This is a genomic window from Methylococcus capsulatus (assembly GCF_036864975.1).
Lineage (GTDB): Bacteria > Pseudomonadota > Gammaproteobacteria > Methylococcales > Methylococcaceae > Methylococcus.
The window spans coordinates 826,784-843,799 of the sequence record NZ_CP104311.1 but is presented as its reverse complement, the minus strand read 5'-3'; the positions used below and the strand labels follow the sequence as shown (position 1 = coordinate 843,799).

The following is a 17,016-nucleotide window of genomic DNA, read 5'->3' as shown; positions in this document are numbered from 1 at the left end:
GCATTATAGGGTTTTCATTTCCAGTGTTATTCGACGCGGGAGTACGCCATGGCGTTCAAGTCAGTCAAGTCGGCTTTGCCCAATGCTCGCGACGCCCTGCCGGGACGCGCTGTGCCTCTGCAGGTGGCCGATACCCATTTGGTCCATGGCCGGCGGATCCAGCCACCTTTCCCGGCGGGCACGGCCCGGGTGTTCTTCGGGATGGGGTGCTTTTGGGGCGCAGAGCGGCGGTTCTGGACCTTGTCCGGGGTCTACTCGACGGCCGTAGGGTATGCCGGAGGATCGACGCCCAATCCGACCTACGAGGAGGTGTGTACCGGCAGAACCGGGCATGCCGAGGTCGTCCTCGTCGTATTTGCGCCGGACAAAGTCGGGTTCGACACCCTGTTGCAGATCTTCTGGACTTCCCACGACCCGACGCAAGGCATGCGCCAGGGCAATGATCGGGGGACGCAGTATCGCTCCGCGATTTTCGCCACTACGCAGGAACAGCTCCAGTGGGCCCTGGCGTCACGCGATGCTTACCAGATGGCTCTCGAACGGGCCGGCCGCGGCGGCATCACTACGGAAATCCGAATGGCCCCTGAATTTTATTATGCCGAAAGCTATCACCAGCAGTACCTGGCCCGGAATCCGGACGGCTACTGCGGGCTGCGTGGTACCGGGGTCGAATTCGAATGTCCGCCCTTTCGGATTGAAGAGCCGCGGGGCGATCCGATATGATCCCAGCCCTTTGTTTCGCCTCGATCCTTGAGCCATGAAGAATGCTGTCGTACTGCTCCTCGGCCTCGCCGCGAGTGCCTGTGCCACTTCTCCCTTGGGGCGCAGCCAGCTGATGCTGTTGCCGGACAGCCAAATGACGATGCTGGGCGATCAGTCATTCGCCGCCTTGAAGCGTGAGGTGCCGGTCGAGCCGGACCGACAAGTCAACGATTATGTGCGCTGTGTCGCCGACGCGGTGACGCTGGACGTCGGCGGAAGCTGGGACGTCGCGCTGTTCAGGCAGGACAGTCCCAATGCCTTCGCCCTGCCCGGTGGCAAGATCGGCGTCCATACCGGAATGCTCCGTATCGCCCGCAACCAGGATCAGTTGGCGACGGTACTGGCCCATGAGGTCGCCCACGTGCTTTCCCGTCATGCCAACGAGCGTTTGTCTCAACAGGTTGCCGTCCAGCAGGGACTGAACATCATGCAGGCGCTGGCCGATCCCGCTTCCGCCTCCGGCAAGACGCTGATGGGGCTGCTGGGACTCGGGGCGCAGTACGGCATCCTGATGCCCTATAGCCGTACCCAGGAAAGCGAAGCGGATCTGCTCGGACTGGATCTCATGGCGCGCGCCGGTTTCGATCCGCGCCAGAGCATCGAGTTGTGGAACAACATGGAAAGTGCAGGAGGCGGCCAGCCGATCGAATTTCTGTCCACCCATCCTTCTCATGCCACCCGCATCCAGGATCTGGCAAAGCGGATGCCCCATGCGCTCGATTTACAGCGCCAGGCGGCTGCAAAAGGGCGTCGGCCGCAGTGTGACGGGGTCAGGCTGGGTTAAGGGAGTAAACAAAACGCAGGGGGATCAGCCCTGCGTCGAAAGAGGAGGAGTCGCTCGCACTACCGTGCGGCACGTCAACTCGAGGGAGGTAGTCTCGATGACAGCTTTAGGTTATCAAACCACAGCTGTGACGTGAATGTGACAAATTGTCGCGTGGCAGGATGTCGCACCGTTTGTCAAGTCATGCTTCGGGGCAGTCTGAAATCCTTTGGTCGGGCCGCACGTTCATCCGCCCATGATCGAAACGCCAGTTGCCAGCCCGCTTCATCCGCTGTGGCAAATTGCCGCAGATATCCTGCTCGTCTCTCCTAAAAGTAAGATAGGCGTATGAGCGATTCCATGAACATCCCTATCCCGTCGGATTCGGACAATACCAACCGCAAGAATCTCCAATGGTTGTTCGTTCTCCGTAATCTGATGATCGGCGCTCAGGCCTTCATGATCCTGTTCAGTGTCTATGGTCTCGAAATTCCTTTGCGCCAGGCGCCGCTATGGGGGATCGTGACGATCCAGTCGATATTCAACTGGTGGACCTGGCTCAAGCTGTCGGATACGGAACCGACCACGCAGATCGACCTGTTCATACAGCTCACGGAAGACGTCTTCGCCATCGCTCTGATCCTTTATTTCACCGGCGGGGCCAACAATCCCATCGCCTGGTTTTTCCTGCTTCCTCTCATCATCGCCGCGACAGTGCTGTCACGCGCATTCACCTGGCATCTTGTCATCCTCGCCTCCGGCTGCTATACGATCCTGATCGGTTATTACCAGCCGCTCCCGGCGCTCAATCCTGAAACGTTGACGCCTCCCCTTCCGGCTCATGCGTTCATGATCGATCCCCAGCATGCCCATCTGCATGCGGTCATCGAGGAGCACCATGTGCAGCTCCACGCGTTCGGCATGTGGTTCGGGTTCGTCTTCAGCGCGGCTTTGGTGGCTTATTTCGTCGCGGAAATGGCGGAAAATCTGCGGGAACGGGAGCGCAAGCTCGCCGAGGTCCGGGAACAGAGCTTGAGAAATGAGCGCGTCATCGCACTAGGAACACTCGCTGCCGGCGCCGCCCACGAGATGGGGACGCCGTTGGGTACCATGGCCATCCTGATCAGCGAGCTGGAGCAGGAGTTCGAGGCTGAGCAGCGCGACGATCTCCAGGGGAAGATGCAGATACTCCGCGAGCAGGTCAAGCGCTGTAAGAACGCTCTTGCCGTGATGTCTGCTTCCGCGGGCGAAGGGCGGGCAGAGAGCGGTCACGTCATGCCGTTGCCCGACTATCTCGATGCCGTCATCGACGACTGGAAGCAGCAAAGCCTCCCGACGCCACTCGACTATTACCGCAACGGCACCCGGCCGATCCCATCGATCATTGCCGAGCGCAGTCTGACCCATGCGTTGGTCAACATCATCAACAACGCTGCGGACGTGTCTCCTGAAGGCATCCAAGTCGAGGCGCGCTGGACCGCGGAACGCGTGACACTGGACGTCATAGACCATGGGCCCGGAGTGGCGCCCGAACTCAGTCAGCAGCTCGGCAAGTCACCTGTCACGACCAAGGATCACGGCCTGGGTGTCGGCCTGTTCTTGGCCTTCTCTACCATCGAACGCCTGGGGGGCGTCATCAGCATGTCTGCCCGGATGCAAGGCGGCACCCGAACCCGCATTGTTCTACCCCTGATGCCATCATCGACATGAGCACGCACGAAGAGAAGAACGAGAGCCCCCATCTGCTCCTGGTGGACGACGATCCCACCTATTGCGAGGTGCTGCGACAGGCCTTGGAGCGGCGCAATTACACCGTGCATGTCGCCAACGACGTGGAAACGGGCCTCGATCTGGCCGCGCGAATCGAGCCGGAATACGCCGTCATCGATCTACGGATCGGTCATGAGTCGGGGCTGACCCTGGTCAAGCGTCTACACGAATTGGATTCCAATACCCGTATCGTCGTCCTGACGGGATTTGCCAGCATCGCGACGGCCGTCGAAGCCATCAAGCTGGGGGCTACCCACTATCTCACCAAGCCGGCTGACACGGACGAGATCCTGGCAGCCCTGCACAAGGACGAGGGCGATGCCTCGGTCGAAATCAAGGAAAAACCGCTTTCGGTCAAACGGCTCGAATGGGAGCATTTGCAGAAGATCCTGGTCGAGCACGATGGCAATATTTCGGCAGCAGCACGTGCCCTGGGGATGCACCGCCGCACGTTACAGCGCAAGCTGGAAAAGCGACCCGTCAAAGAGTGATCAGCCCAACAGGCTGGCGATCAGGCGTTCCAGCCGCGGCGCCTGGCGTTGGACGGTGAGACGCTGAGTCTGGACGATGGCGCGGAGTTGGTTCAGGGCGAGGTTGAAGTCGTCGTTGACGATCAAATAATCGTATTCCGCGTAATGCGCCATTTCGGAAATGGCGGCCTCCATGCGGCGGGCGATGACCGCGTCTGAGTCCTGCTGGCGGCAGCGCAGGCGCTGTTCCAGCGTTTCGCGGGAGGGCGGGAGGATGAAGATGGATACGCATGCAGGCATCAGCTGGCGGACTTGGCGGGCTCCTTGCCAGTCGATTTCGAGGACGGCATCCAACCCGGCCGCCAGCATCTTCTCGACCGTCGCTCTCGCCGTCCCGTAATAATTATCGAAGACGCGGGCATATTCCAGAAACGCCTTGTTCGCAATCATTTGTTCGAACTCGGTCTTTTCCACGAACCAATAATCCTGGCCGGGCACTTCCCCCGGCCGCCGGGGCCGGGTCGTGTGCGACACCGACACGGCGAGGTCGGGCGCGCCGGCACACAGCGCATTCACCAGACTGGTTTTTCCTGCGCCCGAGGGGGCGGAGATGACGTAAAGGAGTCCCTGTGTCATGGGTCGAGTCCGGAAGGTGTTGGCCTGAAATTCGCGAGCGGGGGTAGCCGTGGGGCACCGATCAGGTGCGGCTGTATTCTATCAGGCGAGGGAACTTTCTTGGTGGGCAGGGACGCAATGGGAAGCACCGTGAAGGCGATGCGCTCCGAGCCCGGCTTTTCATTCGCACTGACCCTTTCTTTTCCCGCAAGCAGGATGGGCGCAGTGGGGTTGATTGAGGGCCGATATGGTGTACTTTAAGTAATATTGCCTGTGGACTTGTAGGCTTCGACGGTTGCAGGAGCGGGCACAGGGCACTGATGAGTAGGGGCAAAATGCGGTCCCACATATCCAATGGCAGTGCTGATTTTTGGCAACGGGTGAGGACATGAATCCATTCAACGATAAGCTCCATTTGAAATCATTGGTCATATCGATTCTCGGCGCTTATGGCGCTGTTTCTTCGTCAGGTACGACGGCGGCCGTCTACAGCGTCACTCCTATCACGTCACTCGCCGGAAATGTCGACGTCACGGACGTCAACGATTCCGGCCAAGTCGTCGGCTATTTCGATTCCGGGGACGACAAGCATTCGCCCCATGCGTTCATCTTCGCCGATGGTGGCATGATCGATCTCGGGGTGTTGGCCGGCGGCAGGAGCAAATCCTGGAGCATCAACAATAAAGCTGCCGTGGTAGGGCAATCGGGTAACGATCAGAATCCTGTCGCGTTTTATTACAGTTATTACGGTAACAAAAAGATGGTCGATCTCGGCATGCCTGAAGGGGCGACAGCCGTCGTTGCATCGGCCATCAACAACAACGGCCAGATTGTGGGATGGGCCAAAATCGAAGGCGCCAGACATGCTTTTCTGTATAGCAATGGCGCCTTTTCCGACCTCGGCACCCTCGGGGGGGATTCCAGCTTTGGCGCAGGTATCAACGATGCCGGCCAGGTCGTAGGGTATGCGGAAACGAGCGCCAAGGCTCCTCACGCCTTTTTGTACGACAACGGCAACAAGATCGATCTTGGGACGCTGGGGGCCGACAGGAGCTATGCGACCGCAATCAACAACATCGGCCAGGTGGTCGGATATTCAGACATTTCCGCTGGCGTGACCCACGCATTCGTGTATAGCAACGGCACCATGATGGATATTGGCACTTTAGGCGGGGGAAGTAGTCAAGCGCTGGGGATCAACGATGCCGGCAAGATCGTCGGCGTATCCACGACGACTGGTGGTCAGCAGCACGGTTTTCTTCACAGCGACGGCAAGATGTACGACCTGCATGATCTCATGCCGGCAGAGGCAAACATTTCCCCGGGTACAGAGATTCAGGGCATTGCCATCAACAACGCCGGCCAGATCGCACTCACGGCAAGAACCGGTGCGAGCCGGCGTGGTCTGCTACTCACGCCGAATCTACCGTCGGCAGTGGTCGAAGGACCTATCGGCAGCGTTGCCGAGAACGTAAAAGTGACGCTGGATGGGTCCCACAGCACCGCGCCGGCCTGTTCGCGGCAGGGGGCTCCGAAGCCTTGCCCGGTTTTTTCCTGGTCGCAGGTCGCAGGCCCTGGCGTCAGCCTGAAGGGGGCCGATACCGCTACTATGAGCTTTATCACCCCGGTGTTGGGCGCAGGCCAGAAAAGCAGTGTGCTGACCTTCAAATTGAAGGTCAGCGACGGCTTGTTCAGTGACGAGGAGCTTATCGATGTCGCCGTGGTGTCCAGCGATGCCACCAATCAACCGCCTATTGCCGATGCCGGAGAGGCGCAGACAGTGAGGGAAGGGGCGAGCGTACATCTCGACGGTTCTGGGAGTTATGATCCGGAAGGTAGTGCGCTGACCTATGCTTGGAGCAACGTTTCCGCGAACGAGCCGTGCAACACGGTAGTGTTGGACAATAGCGCCAGCTCCTCGCCGGGCTTCACGGCGCCGCTGGTCGGCCAGACGCCGCAAACCTGCACGTTTTCTCTCACGGTGACCGATGACAAGGGGTTGGCTTCGGCCCCTTCGAGCGTCAATGTGACGGTGGAAAACATCAATCATCCTCCAGTGGCGGACGCCGGTACGAATCTTACAGTACATACGGGCGATACCGTGAACCTGAACGGCAATGGCAGCAGCGACCCGGACGGCGATCCGTTGACTTATGCCTGGGTTCAAACCGGCGGACCGGCAGTAGCCCTGACCGGAGCCGACACGGCAGCGCCGAGTTTCGTCGCTCCGGCAGTGACGGCCGAGAATGATGTTCTGGTATTTCAGTTGACCGTGAGCGATGGGTTCTTGACGGCGAGCGCGTCAATGAACGTGAAGGTCTTGAGCGCCGGTTCCTCTCCGACCCCGGCACCGACCTCGTCTCCAAACCCGACACCCGGGCCGACGTCCAGTCCGAGCCCCTCGCCTACACCTGCACCGACGCCATTCCCGACGCCGAATCCCGTCTGTGATCGCGCCGTGGTCGACCCCGCTCGACTCTGGGCGCCGGATCACAAGATGCGGCGGATAATTCTCAGGGAGCTCGGGGAAAACACTCAGCCTCCGGCGTCGAACGACATGACGGTCAAGATTCTTTCGGTCATGCAGGACGAGCCGGTCCGCCGGATCAACAGTTCTGACAACAGTCCCGATGCCATCATCTTGCACAAGGCGACCGGCGACAAGCTGAGACTGCGCGCCGAGCGAGCAGGCAAGAAGAAAAACGGAAATGGGCGGGTCTATACCATCGGCTTCAGTGCGACCGATGCGCAGCAAAACGTCTGCGAAGGTACTGTCAAGGTGTGTGTACCTTTGAAGAAGAAGGAAAGCTGTGTGGATGACGGTCCGCTTTACAACTCGCTGTTGAAGCGATAACGCTTGCTGCGGAGTGATGCGTGCGGGTGGGGCTGGGGTGTCCGCCCGCACATGCTGCCGCCGATCGGCGATGCCTCCCCGTTAACAGCCGTCTCCTCCCCTCAAAAATCCCTTTTCGGCCTTTAACTCTCACCACCAACGCCGGTGATGTCTTTGGACGACGGTGCAGCTGTTCGCCTTATCGCGTGTAAAAACAGTCGATTCAGCGCTATGGCTTTCCAGTCATTTGGGATCGCTGTCGTCCTGGGACGACGACGGGATTCCCGGCTTTTCCTCGAATACTGGGGAGGATCAGTGTAATAGAATGGGATCATCCGGTCACGATTCTTGCTTGGGATATCGGGAGTCGGTACCGAAACGCCGATTCCGTTCTTGTCAATCCTGGGTTTCGAATCGATAGCGATGACCGTCAATGGAAACTTCCGCGCTCTAAGGTATCCGCTCGGAAGGGCGTTGCTGTGCAGCGTTCGTTTCGCTCTGGGTGCTGTGTTCCTGTTGTCGGGTTGTGCAACCCATATCGATCACAGCAAATCAGTGGCGCGCTCCGAAGCGACACCCCATTTCACGCCCCGCCATGGTGCTGCTTACAATCGGGCTTATCGTGTCAAGGGCCGGGTTTATCACCCCCTGGCCAGCGCCAAGGGATATCGAGAGCGGGGCATTGCCTCCTGGTATGGAGAGGAGTCCGGCCGTCGTACTGCGATGGGGACCCGTTTCAACCCCCACGGCTTGAGCGCAGCGCACAGAACCCTTCCTCTGCCTACACGGGTCAGGGTCACCAACCTCGGCAACCGTCGTTCGATCGTTGTCGTGGTGAACGATCGCGGTCCTTTCGTCGATGGGCGCTTGATCGACCTCTCCCATGGCGCGGCAAAGGCGCTGCGGCTGAGCGGTGTGGGGCGCGTCGAAGTCGAGGCGTTGGACTGATCTTGTTCGTCCCATCTTCGGTTGAGTCCCGCAGCGCTTTCATGGTTCCATAACTGATCGGTTCCGGCGGCGTTTTCCCATTTTGACTGTCGAGGCAGGTCGTGCCAGCTTGCCAGCGGTGGCCGGCTGAAGGCCGGTTTCCAGACGGCAGACCCGAAGTCGGCAGACCAGTGTCGGTGGATGGTCATTGTGCGACTTCCGGGCCGTTTCCCATCCTCTGTACTTCAAGGAAAGGAGGTTCCATGACTCTGCCGCAGCCCCCTCAGGCGCTTCCGTGCCATTTCGTCATTTTCGGAGCCACTGGCGATCTGTCCGCCCTCAAGCTGCTTCCCGCGCTCTATCACCTGGAGGCCGGAGGGCACCTACCGGCTGGGATGTCGATCATCGCCCTAGGCCGGCGGCCCTGGAGCGAGGCCGATTGGCTTCGGCATCTGGAAGGTAGTATTCGGCAGCGCATGGGCGAACAGTTCAGCGCACGCGTCTACCGGCGTTTCGCGGCGCGTTTCACCTATGTTGCCGGTGACCTGCACGATCCGGCCCTTTATCAAACCTTGAGCGACCGGCTCTGCGCCGACCAGCATTGCGCTGACACCGTGTTCTATCTGTCCATCAAACCTTCCGATTTCGGCGCGGTCATCCAGCGGCTCGACCAGGCCGGATTGAACCGGCCGCGCGGTCTGCACCGGATCGTGGTGGAAAAACCCTTCGGTGAGGATGTCGATAGTGCCCGGCAGTTGAACCGGTTGTTACACGATTCCTTCGACGAGGAACAGATCTACCGGATCGATCATTATCTGGGCAAGGAGACGGTCCAGAATCTGCTGGTGTTCCGGTTCGCCAATACGCTCATCGAGCCGCTGTGGAACCGCAATTATATCGACCACGTGCAGATTTCCGTGGCCGAGCAGGCGGGCATTTCCACCCGCGCCGACTACTACGACAAAGCCGGTGCGCTCCGTGACATGCTGCAGAATCATCTACTCCAGTTGCTCACGCTAGTGGCAATGGAGCCGCCGCCGGCGCTGGAGGCCGATGCGCTGCGCGACGAGAAGGTCAAAGTGCTGCGATCGATCCGCCCCATCCCCGAACAGGCGATCCACGCCCACGCTTTCCGGGCGCAGTACGGCCCCGGCTCGATCGACGGTGCCCCTGTTCCCGGCTATCAGGATGAGCCGGGGGTGGCGCCTCACTCCGTCGCCGAGACCTTCGTCGCCGCCAAGTTCTATGTGGATAACTGGCGCTGGCGCGGCGTGCCCTTCTATCTGCGGACGGGCAAGCGCCTTGCGCGGCAACTCTCTCTCATCGCCATCCGCTTCCGTCATCCGCCCCAGCAACTGTTCCGGGAAACCCCGCTGGAATTCATCGAGCCCAACTGGGTATTGCTTTCCCTGCAACCGTCGGAGAGCATGCATATCGAGCTGCATTCCAAGCAGCCGGGTCTTGGCATGGACACCCGGATCATCCGTCTCGACGCCTCCTATCGACGGGGCCGGGAAAAAACGCTGGAAGCTTACGAGACGCTGCTGTTGGATATCATGGAAGGCGACCGTTCGCTGTTTCTCCGCTTCGACGAAGTGGAATGGGCCTGGCGGGTGGTCGATCCCATACTCCGGCATTGGACGCGGCAGCGCGATTTCATCCGCGCCTATCCGGCGGGTTCGTGGGGACCACCGGAAGCCGACCGCCTGTTCGACAAACCCGAGCAGTCCTGGCGCAACCAGTTATGAGGGCAAGTCCGATGTACCCGAGACAGCAGAAGCGCTGGCATATCTATCCCACGGCGACAGACTTCGAGAATAGGGTGGTGAGGGGAATTCTGCGGATGGCCTGGGAAGCCATTGCGATCCGCGGGGTCTTCCACATCGTTCTCGCCGGCGGGAAGACCCCGGAGCCCATCTATCGAAGATTGGCGGCGGCGAGGGAGGAAGCCGAGTGGCGTCAATGGCATGTCTATTGGGGCGATGAATTCTGTTTGCCGACGGACGATCCGGGACGGAACTCCGCCATTGCCCGACGCGTATGGCTCGACCATGGGCCGATTCCCGCCACTCAGATCCACCCCATTCCCGCGGAACGGGGGCCGCAAACAGGCGCAGAGGCGTATGCGGAAGTGATCGCCGGCGTCGAAGAATTCGATCTCGTTCTGCTCGGCCTGGGTACGGACGGGCATACCGCGGCGCTGTTTCCGGGCCGCGATTGGGGGGCCGGTCCGGCCAGTCCCGATGTGCTGGCGGTGACGGATGCGCCGGGCCCCTGCGCCGAGCGCGTCAGTCTCAGCGCTGCCCGCTTGAGCCGGAGCCGTGAGGTGATCTTTCTGGCGACCGGTTTTGGCAAATTCAGCGCAGTCCAACGCTGGCGTTGCGGAGAACCGTTGCCGGCGGCGGCGATCACACCGGCATGCGGAGTGGATATCTGCGTGACGCTGGACGCGTTCGACTTTGCCTGAGCCTTAGCGGTCGATCAGCGAAAATTGCCCACGCGTGGCATTCCGTAGTTCCGTCCGGAAGCGTTCGCCCAGGCTTTCCAGCAGGCTCACTGTGACCTTCAAGCCATGTTCGGTGTATGTCTCCCTCCGTTCGACCAAGCCGAGTGAATCCAGCAATCGGTAAAGTGCGCCCATGTGCTCGAACGCCACCTCCACCGTGATTTCGGTCCGCGGCAGTTCCTCCTGCCGCTCGGCGGTGCGTAACGCCTCCGCCGCCGTTCCTCCGTAGGCCCGCGCCAATCCGCCTGCTCCGAGCTTGGTGCCACCGAAATAGCGGACCACTCCGACCACCACGTGATCGAGCCCCTGGCCTTCGATGGCCCGGAGGATGGGCTGGCCGGCGGTGCCGCCCGGTTCGCCGGCGTCGCTGAAGCGGTACTGGTCGTCGATCCGGTAGGCCCAACACAGGTGGGACGCGGCCGGATGTCTGGCCGCGACGGTCCGGAGAAAGGCGAGCCCTTGTTCCGGCGTGTCGGCCCGCGTGCCGTAGGCCAGAAACAGCGAACCTTTCACCTCGGCCTGATGCTCGGCCGTCGTTTTCAGGGTGACGAAACCCCTTCCGCTCATCTGTTTATCCTCAGGGTCCGGATCAATAACCGCGCAGGGGATCGACCCGGTGCGGCATCGGCTCGCCGCGGGCGGCGGCATTGAGCATGGCCGCAAGTTCGGCAATCCGCGCAGGCTCTTTTTCGTCCGACCAGCCGGCCCGATGGGGGCTCATCACCACATTGTCCAGGTCGTGGAAAGGAAACGACGACGGTGGATGCGGTAACCCTTGTCTACGGTCGGCTGCGGAAGGATAGCGGTACCAAACGTCGATGCCGGCCGCGTAGATCCGACGGGCCTGCAATGTCTGATATAGGGCATCCTCTTCTATGATTTCTCCTCGCGCCACGTTGACCAGGACGGCGTTCGCCGGCAGCATCTCCAGTTCGCGCCGTCCAATCAAATGATCGGTCTCATGGGTATGCGGGAGACAGATGATGAGCGCCGCCGCTTGTGGCAGAAGCTCCAAGAGGTCGCCCATGGCGTGCTCCTCCGCGGTCGTGCCGGGATTGCGCCGCACGCCGGCGACGCGCATGCCCAAGCCCCGGCAGGCCGCACCGATGCGCCTGCCGATGCGGCCATAGCCGAGGATCAGGGCCAGTCCACCGTCCAACATCACCGAACCGGGGATTTTCGAAGATGGATCTTCCGACCAATACCCTTGGCGGAACCTCCGGTCGGAAGGCACGATCCGCTTAGCGGCTGCCAGGAGCAGAGCCACCCCCATCTCCGCCGTCGGCCCGATATTGTAGGGCAGGTTGTGCAGGGCGATGTGCGGGAATTCCTGCATGAGATCCAGCGTTGCCAGCGGGACGCCCACCCACGGTACGATCACCGCGCGCAGACGCGGGTTGCTCTCCAGTTCGCGGGCCGTCGGTGCACCGCTTACCAGGATGTCGAAACCGGCCTTCGGCCGCCATTCGCCCATGCTCAGGCGAACGCCGGGAGCAAGCCGGTTTTGCAGGTCCGCCCGGTGTTCCGGTCCGGTTTCGTAGTTCAAATGGACTTCCAGCATCGATCGTCGGTAATTACGCCTCCTGTTGTGCCGCTCGTCGATCGGCCCACTGGTGCAGCAACAAAGCCGCCAGGATCAGAGCAGTGCCGCCTACGATCCTGAACGAGAGCGGTTCGTCGTTCAGGACATGGCCCAGGTACAAGGCCAGCACCGGTGAAATCAGGCTGATCATCGCCACTCGTGTCGCCGAAAGACGGCTCAGCACATAATAGTAGAGCGCGAACCCGACCGTCGTGGCGATCGCACCCAGATAGGCGATGGCGGCGATGCTGCTGACGGGCAGCATCGCCGGCCAATCGCCGTCGACCGCCACCCAGGTCGCGAGATAGGCCGGCAGGGCGATCGTCAGTCCGCCGGCCACTGTCGTCAGGGCGGGCAGCCGGGCGTCCAGCCGCTTGATGCCGACTGCGCTGAGACACTGCAAGAAGGCGGACAACAGTACGCCGACGACGCCATGGACGCCCTGCGGTCCCAGCTCCAAGGCCGAACCGAAGATGGCCGCAAGTCCAGCCAGTCCCAGCATATAGCCGGTCAGCTTGGCCAACGTGAGGCTGCGTTCACCCAGCAGGGTTGCCGCCATCAGCGCCGTGAAGAGGGGTGACAGTCCGAACACGACCGAAATCCAGCCCGAAGGAATGAACTGAGAAGCCCAGTACACCGCCAGCATAGCGCCATAAACCTGGATCGATGCAAGCAGGTAGGTACGCAGCGCTTTCCGGTGCCAGGGCATGCGGCGCCGCAGGACGAGCATGATCATCAGCACGCACAAGGTACCAATCGCCATGCGGCTGGTGACGCCAAACAGATAGCCTGGTCCTTCCCCGCTCCATTTGATGGCCAGCGGCGTGGTGGCCCAGAGCAGGATGACGCTCAGGTAAGCGAGGGAAACGCTCATTTCACCCCTCCCGACGGAAAAAGAAAAAGGCCGCAGATTCGGGGGAACCTGCGGCCTCTTTGGCGAAAACGCCCGTGATCGGACGACTCTCTAGGAAACCCCGCAGGCAGACGCCACCCCTCGCATCGGCTTGCGCCAACGATGCGTAAGGCTCACGAAGTCGAAGGGTTTCGGTGAGAGTTTCATGAGCACGATTCTCGCCGTCGCTTGCCGGTCAAGTCAAGCATCCTGGCCAGAGGGCTCAGGTGAGAACCTCCAGAATGAGGAACAGGACCACGGCGAGCCCGAATCCGCATCCGATAACGCCGGCTATGCTGGCCATCGGGCCGAGGATGCCGGCGGGGGGCAGCTTGAACCTGTTGCATTGCGGGCAGCGGACCAATGCTTTGTAGATAGCATTGTATTCCAGCACCATGACTACGGCGAAAACCGTCAGGAACGCGATCAGCCCGAAACCACCGTGCGGATAATGGCCGGAGGCGCCCATGAAAAACAACATCGGCACTGAGAACATCACGTTGCTGCGCGATGCCACACCCGCCGCAGCGAGCGCCTCGGCCGCATCCGGCAGCGGCTCGGCGCCCCCCGCCACCCCCTCTGCGGAGGCGATGACGACCTTCTGGTTAGGCCAGATCACCAGCCAGACGTTCAGGAACATCAAGGTGCCGAGCAGGGCGCCGACATAGATGTCGATCGACATGCCGCCGCCCCGGACTCCCATGATGGCAATACCGGTCAGGAAGGTCACCATCGCTCCCCAGCGGAACCACCACAGCGCCCGGGGCGCGAGCTTGCGCAGGACGTCCGATTTTGCGCCGGCGTCTGCTTCCTTCATGTATTCGGTCTGGACGAAATTGAAATAATAGAGCAGCCCGATCCAGGTGATGCCGCCCAGAAAATGCCCCCAACGCAACAGCATTTCAATGCCGGCTTTGGTCGTGATGATTTCCATAGATTTCCTCCTCAAGATTGTTGTTGGCGTTGTAGTATGTCAATAGCGGACGGTGACAGGAGGGATGGGCGGAAGAGCGGACTACGGATTCGTCGAGTGCCATATCCCTCTCCCCGTCAAGGTACTGCAGGCGCTGCAAGCTGTGAAGTATTTCTTGGAAGGTGGCCTCGATCCCGGTCCTGCGGGAGAGCCTCGTGAAAATGACATTTCTTTTCGCGCCAGATTCCGGCACGAAAACTGTAATGACCGCCCGAGGCCATGTGCCGGTCGGCTCTGCCGACGTGGGCTGGACGCACCGCCGATCGATAGCCGGAATGTGCCGGGACCGAACTCTCCCGTATACGGTCTCGTCGCCGGCGCCAAAATTTGCGGAATCTTCTTTCGTTGGATTGCGCTATTGTCCAAGAATCACCCCTGCCTTACCCTTAAACTTCCGACAGCCCGCTGTCGAAGCAGGCGCCGTTCAATGGGTATCAACCCCGACCGGCAAACCAAAAAATTTCAAGGCAACCACGGAGATCCCATGTTCAACGTCAAACAAATCTGCGGGGCCGTAACCGGCCTCTTTCTTTCATCGAGTGCCGTCTGGTCGGCGACTTGCGCCGACCTGGAAAAGCAGGGGTTGACCTACGACAACATGAAGTCGACACTCAGCAGCGTGGTATCGCTGGACAACGGCGGCTTGGGTTTTCCCATGTGGTTGACCCTGGTAGACGGCAGCGGCACCATCTGCAACGTGACCAACTCCTTGAGCCCATCGCAGGATGTGACGGCGGACATCTGGCTGGGCAGCCGTAACATTTCCGCCCAAAAAGCCAATGCAGCCAATGCTTTCAGCACCGGTGACCTCGCGCTATCCACCGCCAATCTCTATACCGCCACTCAGCCCAGCGGCAGCCTCTACGGTCTGCAGGCCAGCAATCCGATCGATCCGACCTTGTCCTATGGCGGCAGCGCCATCAAGTTCGGCGCCAAGAACGACCCGTTGAAGGGCAAGCGCATAGGCGGTATCAACGTGTTCGGCGGGGGGCTCGCACTCTACAATTCCGCCAAGCAGAAGGTCGGCGCGATCGGCGTATCGGGAGACACTTCCTGCACCGACCACGTCGTGGCATGGAAAGTACGCGAATTGCTGGCTGGTGGCGCCTTTGCCGTCAAGAATGTCCCGGCCGGCGTTTCTCCGGGTAACAACGACGCGATGATCCAGGACATCGTCAAGGACAACGGAATCGGCAATCAGGCCAGCTTGAGCGGATTCGGGCATCCGACCTGCCTCAACAATCCGGGGCCGGGAGTGAACGCCGGTTCGATCTATGGTGCAGTTCAACAATAAATCGGCTTTGCAAGCCGGTTACACTGCCTAGAAAACGCCGACGAACATCGGCGTTTTTCTTTGCCGTGGCTTCCCCGCAAATGTTCGGGTCTGAAGCGAGATGGTTTGCGGTGGTCAGTCGTGCCCGATGTCCAGAGCACCGGGAGGATCCCGCCGGTCGGGCGGGCCGCAGTCCTCCGGGGTCCGGTGTGCGCCCGTCTTGAAAGTGCCCGGGGTTTCGCCGAACCGACGCCGGAACAGACGGTTGAAATAAGACAAATCGTTGAAGCCCGAAGCGAAAGCGATCTCGCCGATGCGAAGGTGCCGCTGCCTGGGGTCGCACAGCAGCCGGCACGCCCGCTCCAGCCGTAGGCGGTTGACCATTTCAGTGAAGCTTTCGCCGGTTTCTGCGATCAGATCGTGCAGATACCGTTCAGAAATGTTCAAGGCCCGCGCCGCCGTGGCCACCGACAATCGAGGGTGGTGATGATGGTCATGCAGGTATCGTTTCAATGCCGCCAACCGCACCGCACGTAAGCCGTGGAGCTTCGCCTTATGTTCGGCATCCCGGGTCGGCCCCAACAGCAAGGCGAGCAGGTCAAGGACGTGGTTGCCGGCCAGATGGTTGAGCCGGGAATCCTCGGCCGGCGTGTTGCTCAGAAGCATCAGATACCGCGACAGCAATCGCAGCGGCGCCTGATTTGCATGGAGTGCGCCCATGAACCGCTCCGCCTGGGGCGCCTTCTGCAGCATATCCTCACGGGGGATGACCAGATTCAGACTTTCGCAGTACCGGCCCGCCGGTGGAATGAGTGCGGCTTCGAACGGTTGGCCGTACGAATAGCCGGTTGCGCTGAAACCGTCCAGCACCGTTCTGTCCTTGCGGCGCGAGGTTTCGCTGCGTCCGCTCAGATTGATGTGGAAGCTGAATCCATCGAAGCCATCGCGGTCGATCCAGCGGCGGGAGCGGGTAAAAGTCACCGCGCTGAACGAAACCCTGTAGGCGTCGATATTCCCCAAAGGAAGCCATTCAACCCGCCCGAAAAAAGGGCTTCGATCGACGTGGGCGACGTCGACCGCTCCCGGCCCGCTGGACGCCGTCTCTCGCCAGAGGTCGAAGCGATCACACTCCGGCAGTTGGTTGCTGGAAAAAACGAGTAGGCTGCCCACGTAAGAACCCTGGTTTACTGGCCTCACACCCGAAAGGGCGATTGTGCTTGCCGGATCAACCGATTGTCCATCAAAAAAAGATGCCACTGCGTTAGTGGCTTTTGTCTCATGCCGGTGAAGAGCCTGCCTCCGCGTCTGTTCCTCACCACAGTTCAGGGTGGGGCATTCACGCGACGATCCTTTCGGAGGAGGGGGACCCGTTGAGCCTTCCTGAGCTCACCGGATGGCGCTGGTGACAGGATTCGAACCTGCGACCAGCTGATATTACAACTACGGTTAACAGAAAACGCAGCAATACATAGGGCGAGTTATAACTGAATCTAGTGTATGGGCGGATTGAAGGCGGGCGGCGTACCCTGCTGAAATGAGATTGACGAGATCAGCATTCAGCGGTTGTGTCCGTCAAGCTGTGCAAAAAGGTGATCATGGCTGAGGTTGATCGATGTCTGGATCAAGCCGCCAGTCGCAGCATCTCCTTTT

The 17,016-nt window shown here is 60.5% G+C and carries 15 protein-coding genes; 9 read left to right on the top strand and 6 right to left on the bottom strand.

Annotation, left to right across the window (positions count from 1 at the left end; translation table 11 throughout):
* The first annotated feature begins 48 nt into the window (after positions 1 to 48).
* From msrA to N4J17_RS03995, 4 genes are all read left to right on the top strand, one after another.
* Complete coding sequence (gene msrA / locus N4J17_RS04010) at positions 49 to 723, top strand: peptide-methionine (S)-S-oxide reductase MsrA (protein WP_198323045.1); 675 nt, start codon at positions 49 to 51, stop codon at positions 721 to 723.
* Positions 724 to 757: 34 nt separating this feature from the next.
* A complete protein-coding gene (locus N4J17_RS04005) occupies positions 758 to 1,546 on the top strand; it encodes a M48 family metallopeptidase (protein ID WP_198323044.1) in 789 nt (262 codons plus the stop codon).
* 339 nt (positions 1,547 to 1,885) lie between these two features.
* Complete coding sequence (locus N4J17_RS04000) at positions 1,886 to 3,235, top strand: ATP-binding protein (RefSeq protein WP_198323043.1); 1,350 nt, start codon at positions 1,886 to 1,888, stop codon at positions 3,233 to 3,235.
* A complete protein-coding gene (locus N4J17_RS03995) occupies positions 3,232 to 3,786 on the top strand; it encodes a response regulator transcription factor (protein WP_198323042.1) in 555 nt (184 codons plus the stop codon). The genes N4J17_RS04000 and N4J17_RS03995 overlap by 4 nt, the downstream gene beginning before the upstream one ends.
* On the opposite strand, the gene gmk is transcribed toward N4J17_RS03995, so the two are convergent.
* Entirely contained in the window at positions 3,787 to 4,401 is a 615-nt protein-coding gene (gmk, locus tag N4J17_RS03990) for a guanylate kinase (protein ID WP_198323041.1), read from the bottom strand.
* Positions 4,402 to 4,768: 367 nt separating this feature from the next.
* Here gmk and N4J17_RS03985 point away from each other — a divergent pair, with 367 nt between their 5' ends.
* The 4 genes from N4J17_RS03985 to pgl all read left to right on the top strand — a co-directional run bounded on the left by N4J17_RS03985 (position 4,769) and on the right by pgl (position 10,607).
* Complete coding sequence (locus N4J17_RS03985) at positions 4,769 to 7,234, top strand: PKD domain-containing protein (RefSeq protein ID WP_198323040.1); 2,466 nt, start codon at positions 4,769 to 4,771, stop codon at positions 7,232 to 7,234.
* Between the two features lie 372 nt (positions 7,235 to 7,606).
* Positions 7,607 to 8,161, top strand: coding sequence for a septal ring lytic transglycosylase RlpA family protein (locus N4J17_RS03980; protein WP_425326314.1), 555 nt, complete (start codon positions 7,607 to 7,609; stop codon positions 8,159 to 8,161).
* Positions 8,162 to 8,403: 242 nt separating this feature from the next.
* On the top strand, positions 8,404 to 9,888 hold the full coding sequence (zwf, locus tag N4J17_RS03975; RefSeq protein ID WP_198323039.1) for a glucose-6-phosphate dehydrogenase: 1,485 nt from the start codon (positions 8,404 to 8,406) through the stop codon (positions 9,886 to 9,888).
* Positions 9,889 to 9,899: 11 nt separating this feature from the next.
* Entirely contained in the window at positions 9,900 to 10,607 is a 708-nt protein-coding gene (pgl, locus tag N4J17_RS03970) for a 6-phosphogluconolactonase (protein WP_198323038.1), read from the top strand.
* 3 nt (positions 10,608 to 10,610) lie between these two features.
* Here pgl and N4J17_RS03965 read toward each other — a convergent pair whose 3' ends face one another.
* The 4 genes from N4J17_RS03965 to N4J17_RS03950 all read right to left on the bottom strand — a co-directional run bounded on the left by N4J17_RS03965 (position 10,611) and on the right by N4J17_RS03950 (position 14,054).
* Positions 10,611 to 11,213 carry an IMPACT family protein gene (locus tag N4J17_RS03965; RefSeq protein WP_198323037.1) on the bottom strand — a complete coding sequence of 201 codons (603 nt, stop codon included), beginning with the start codon at positions 11,211 to 11,213 and terminating at the stop codon, positions 10,611 to 10,613.
* Positions 11,214 to 11,235: 22 nt separating this feature from the next.
* Positions 11,236 to 12,192, bottom strand: coding sequence for a 2-hydroxyacid dehydrogenase (locus N4J17_RS03960; protein ID WP_232470484.1), 957 nt, complete (start codon positions 12,190 to 12,192; stop codon positions 11,236 to 11,238).
* Between the two features lie 28 nt (positions 12,193 to 12,220).
* A complete protein-coding gene (locus N4J17_RS03955) occupies positions 12,221 to 13,102 on the bottom strand; it encodes a DMT family transporter (protein WP_198323035.1) in 882 nt (293 codons plus the stop codon).
* Positions 13,103 to 13,343: 241 nt separating this feature from the next.
* Positions 13,344 to 14,054 carry a urate hydroxylase PuuD gene (locus tag N4J17_RS03950; RefSeq protein WP_198323034.1) on the bottom strand — a complete coding sequence of 237 codons (711 nt, stop codon included), beginning with the start codon at positions 14,052 to 14,054 and terminating at the stop codon, positions 13,344 to 13,346.
* A 523-nt stretch (positions 14,055 to 14,577) separates the two neighbouring features.
* Between N4J17_RS03950 and N4J17_RS03945 the strand changes: the two genes are divergently transcribed.
* The gene (locus N4J17_RS03945) at positions 14,578 to 15,387 is read left to right on the top strand and encodes a GlcG/HbpS family heme-binding protein (RefSeq protein WP_232470483.1); all 810 of its coding nucleotides are present in this window, start codon (positions 14,578 to 14,580) and stop codon (positions 15,385 to 15,387) included.
* 114 nt (positions 15,388 to 15,501) lie between these two features.
* Here N4J17_RS03945 and N4J17_RS03940 read toward each other — a convergent pair whose 3' ends face one another.
* Complete coding sequence (locus N4J17_RS03940; protein WP_198323033.1) at positions 15,502 to 16,536, bottom strand: AraC family transcriptional regulator; 1,035 nt, start codon at positions 16,534 to 16,536, stop codon at positions 15,502 to 15,504.
* Positions 16,537 to 17,016: the final 480 nt, after the last annotated feature.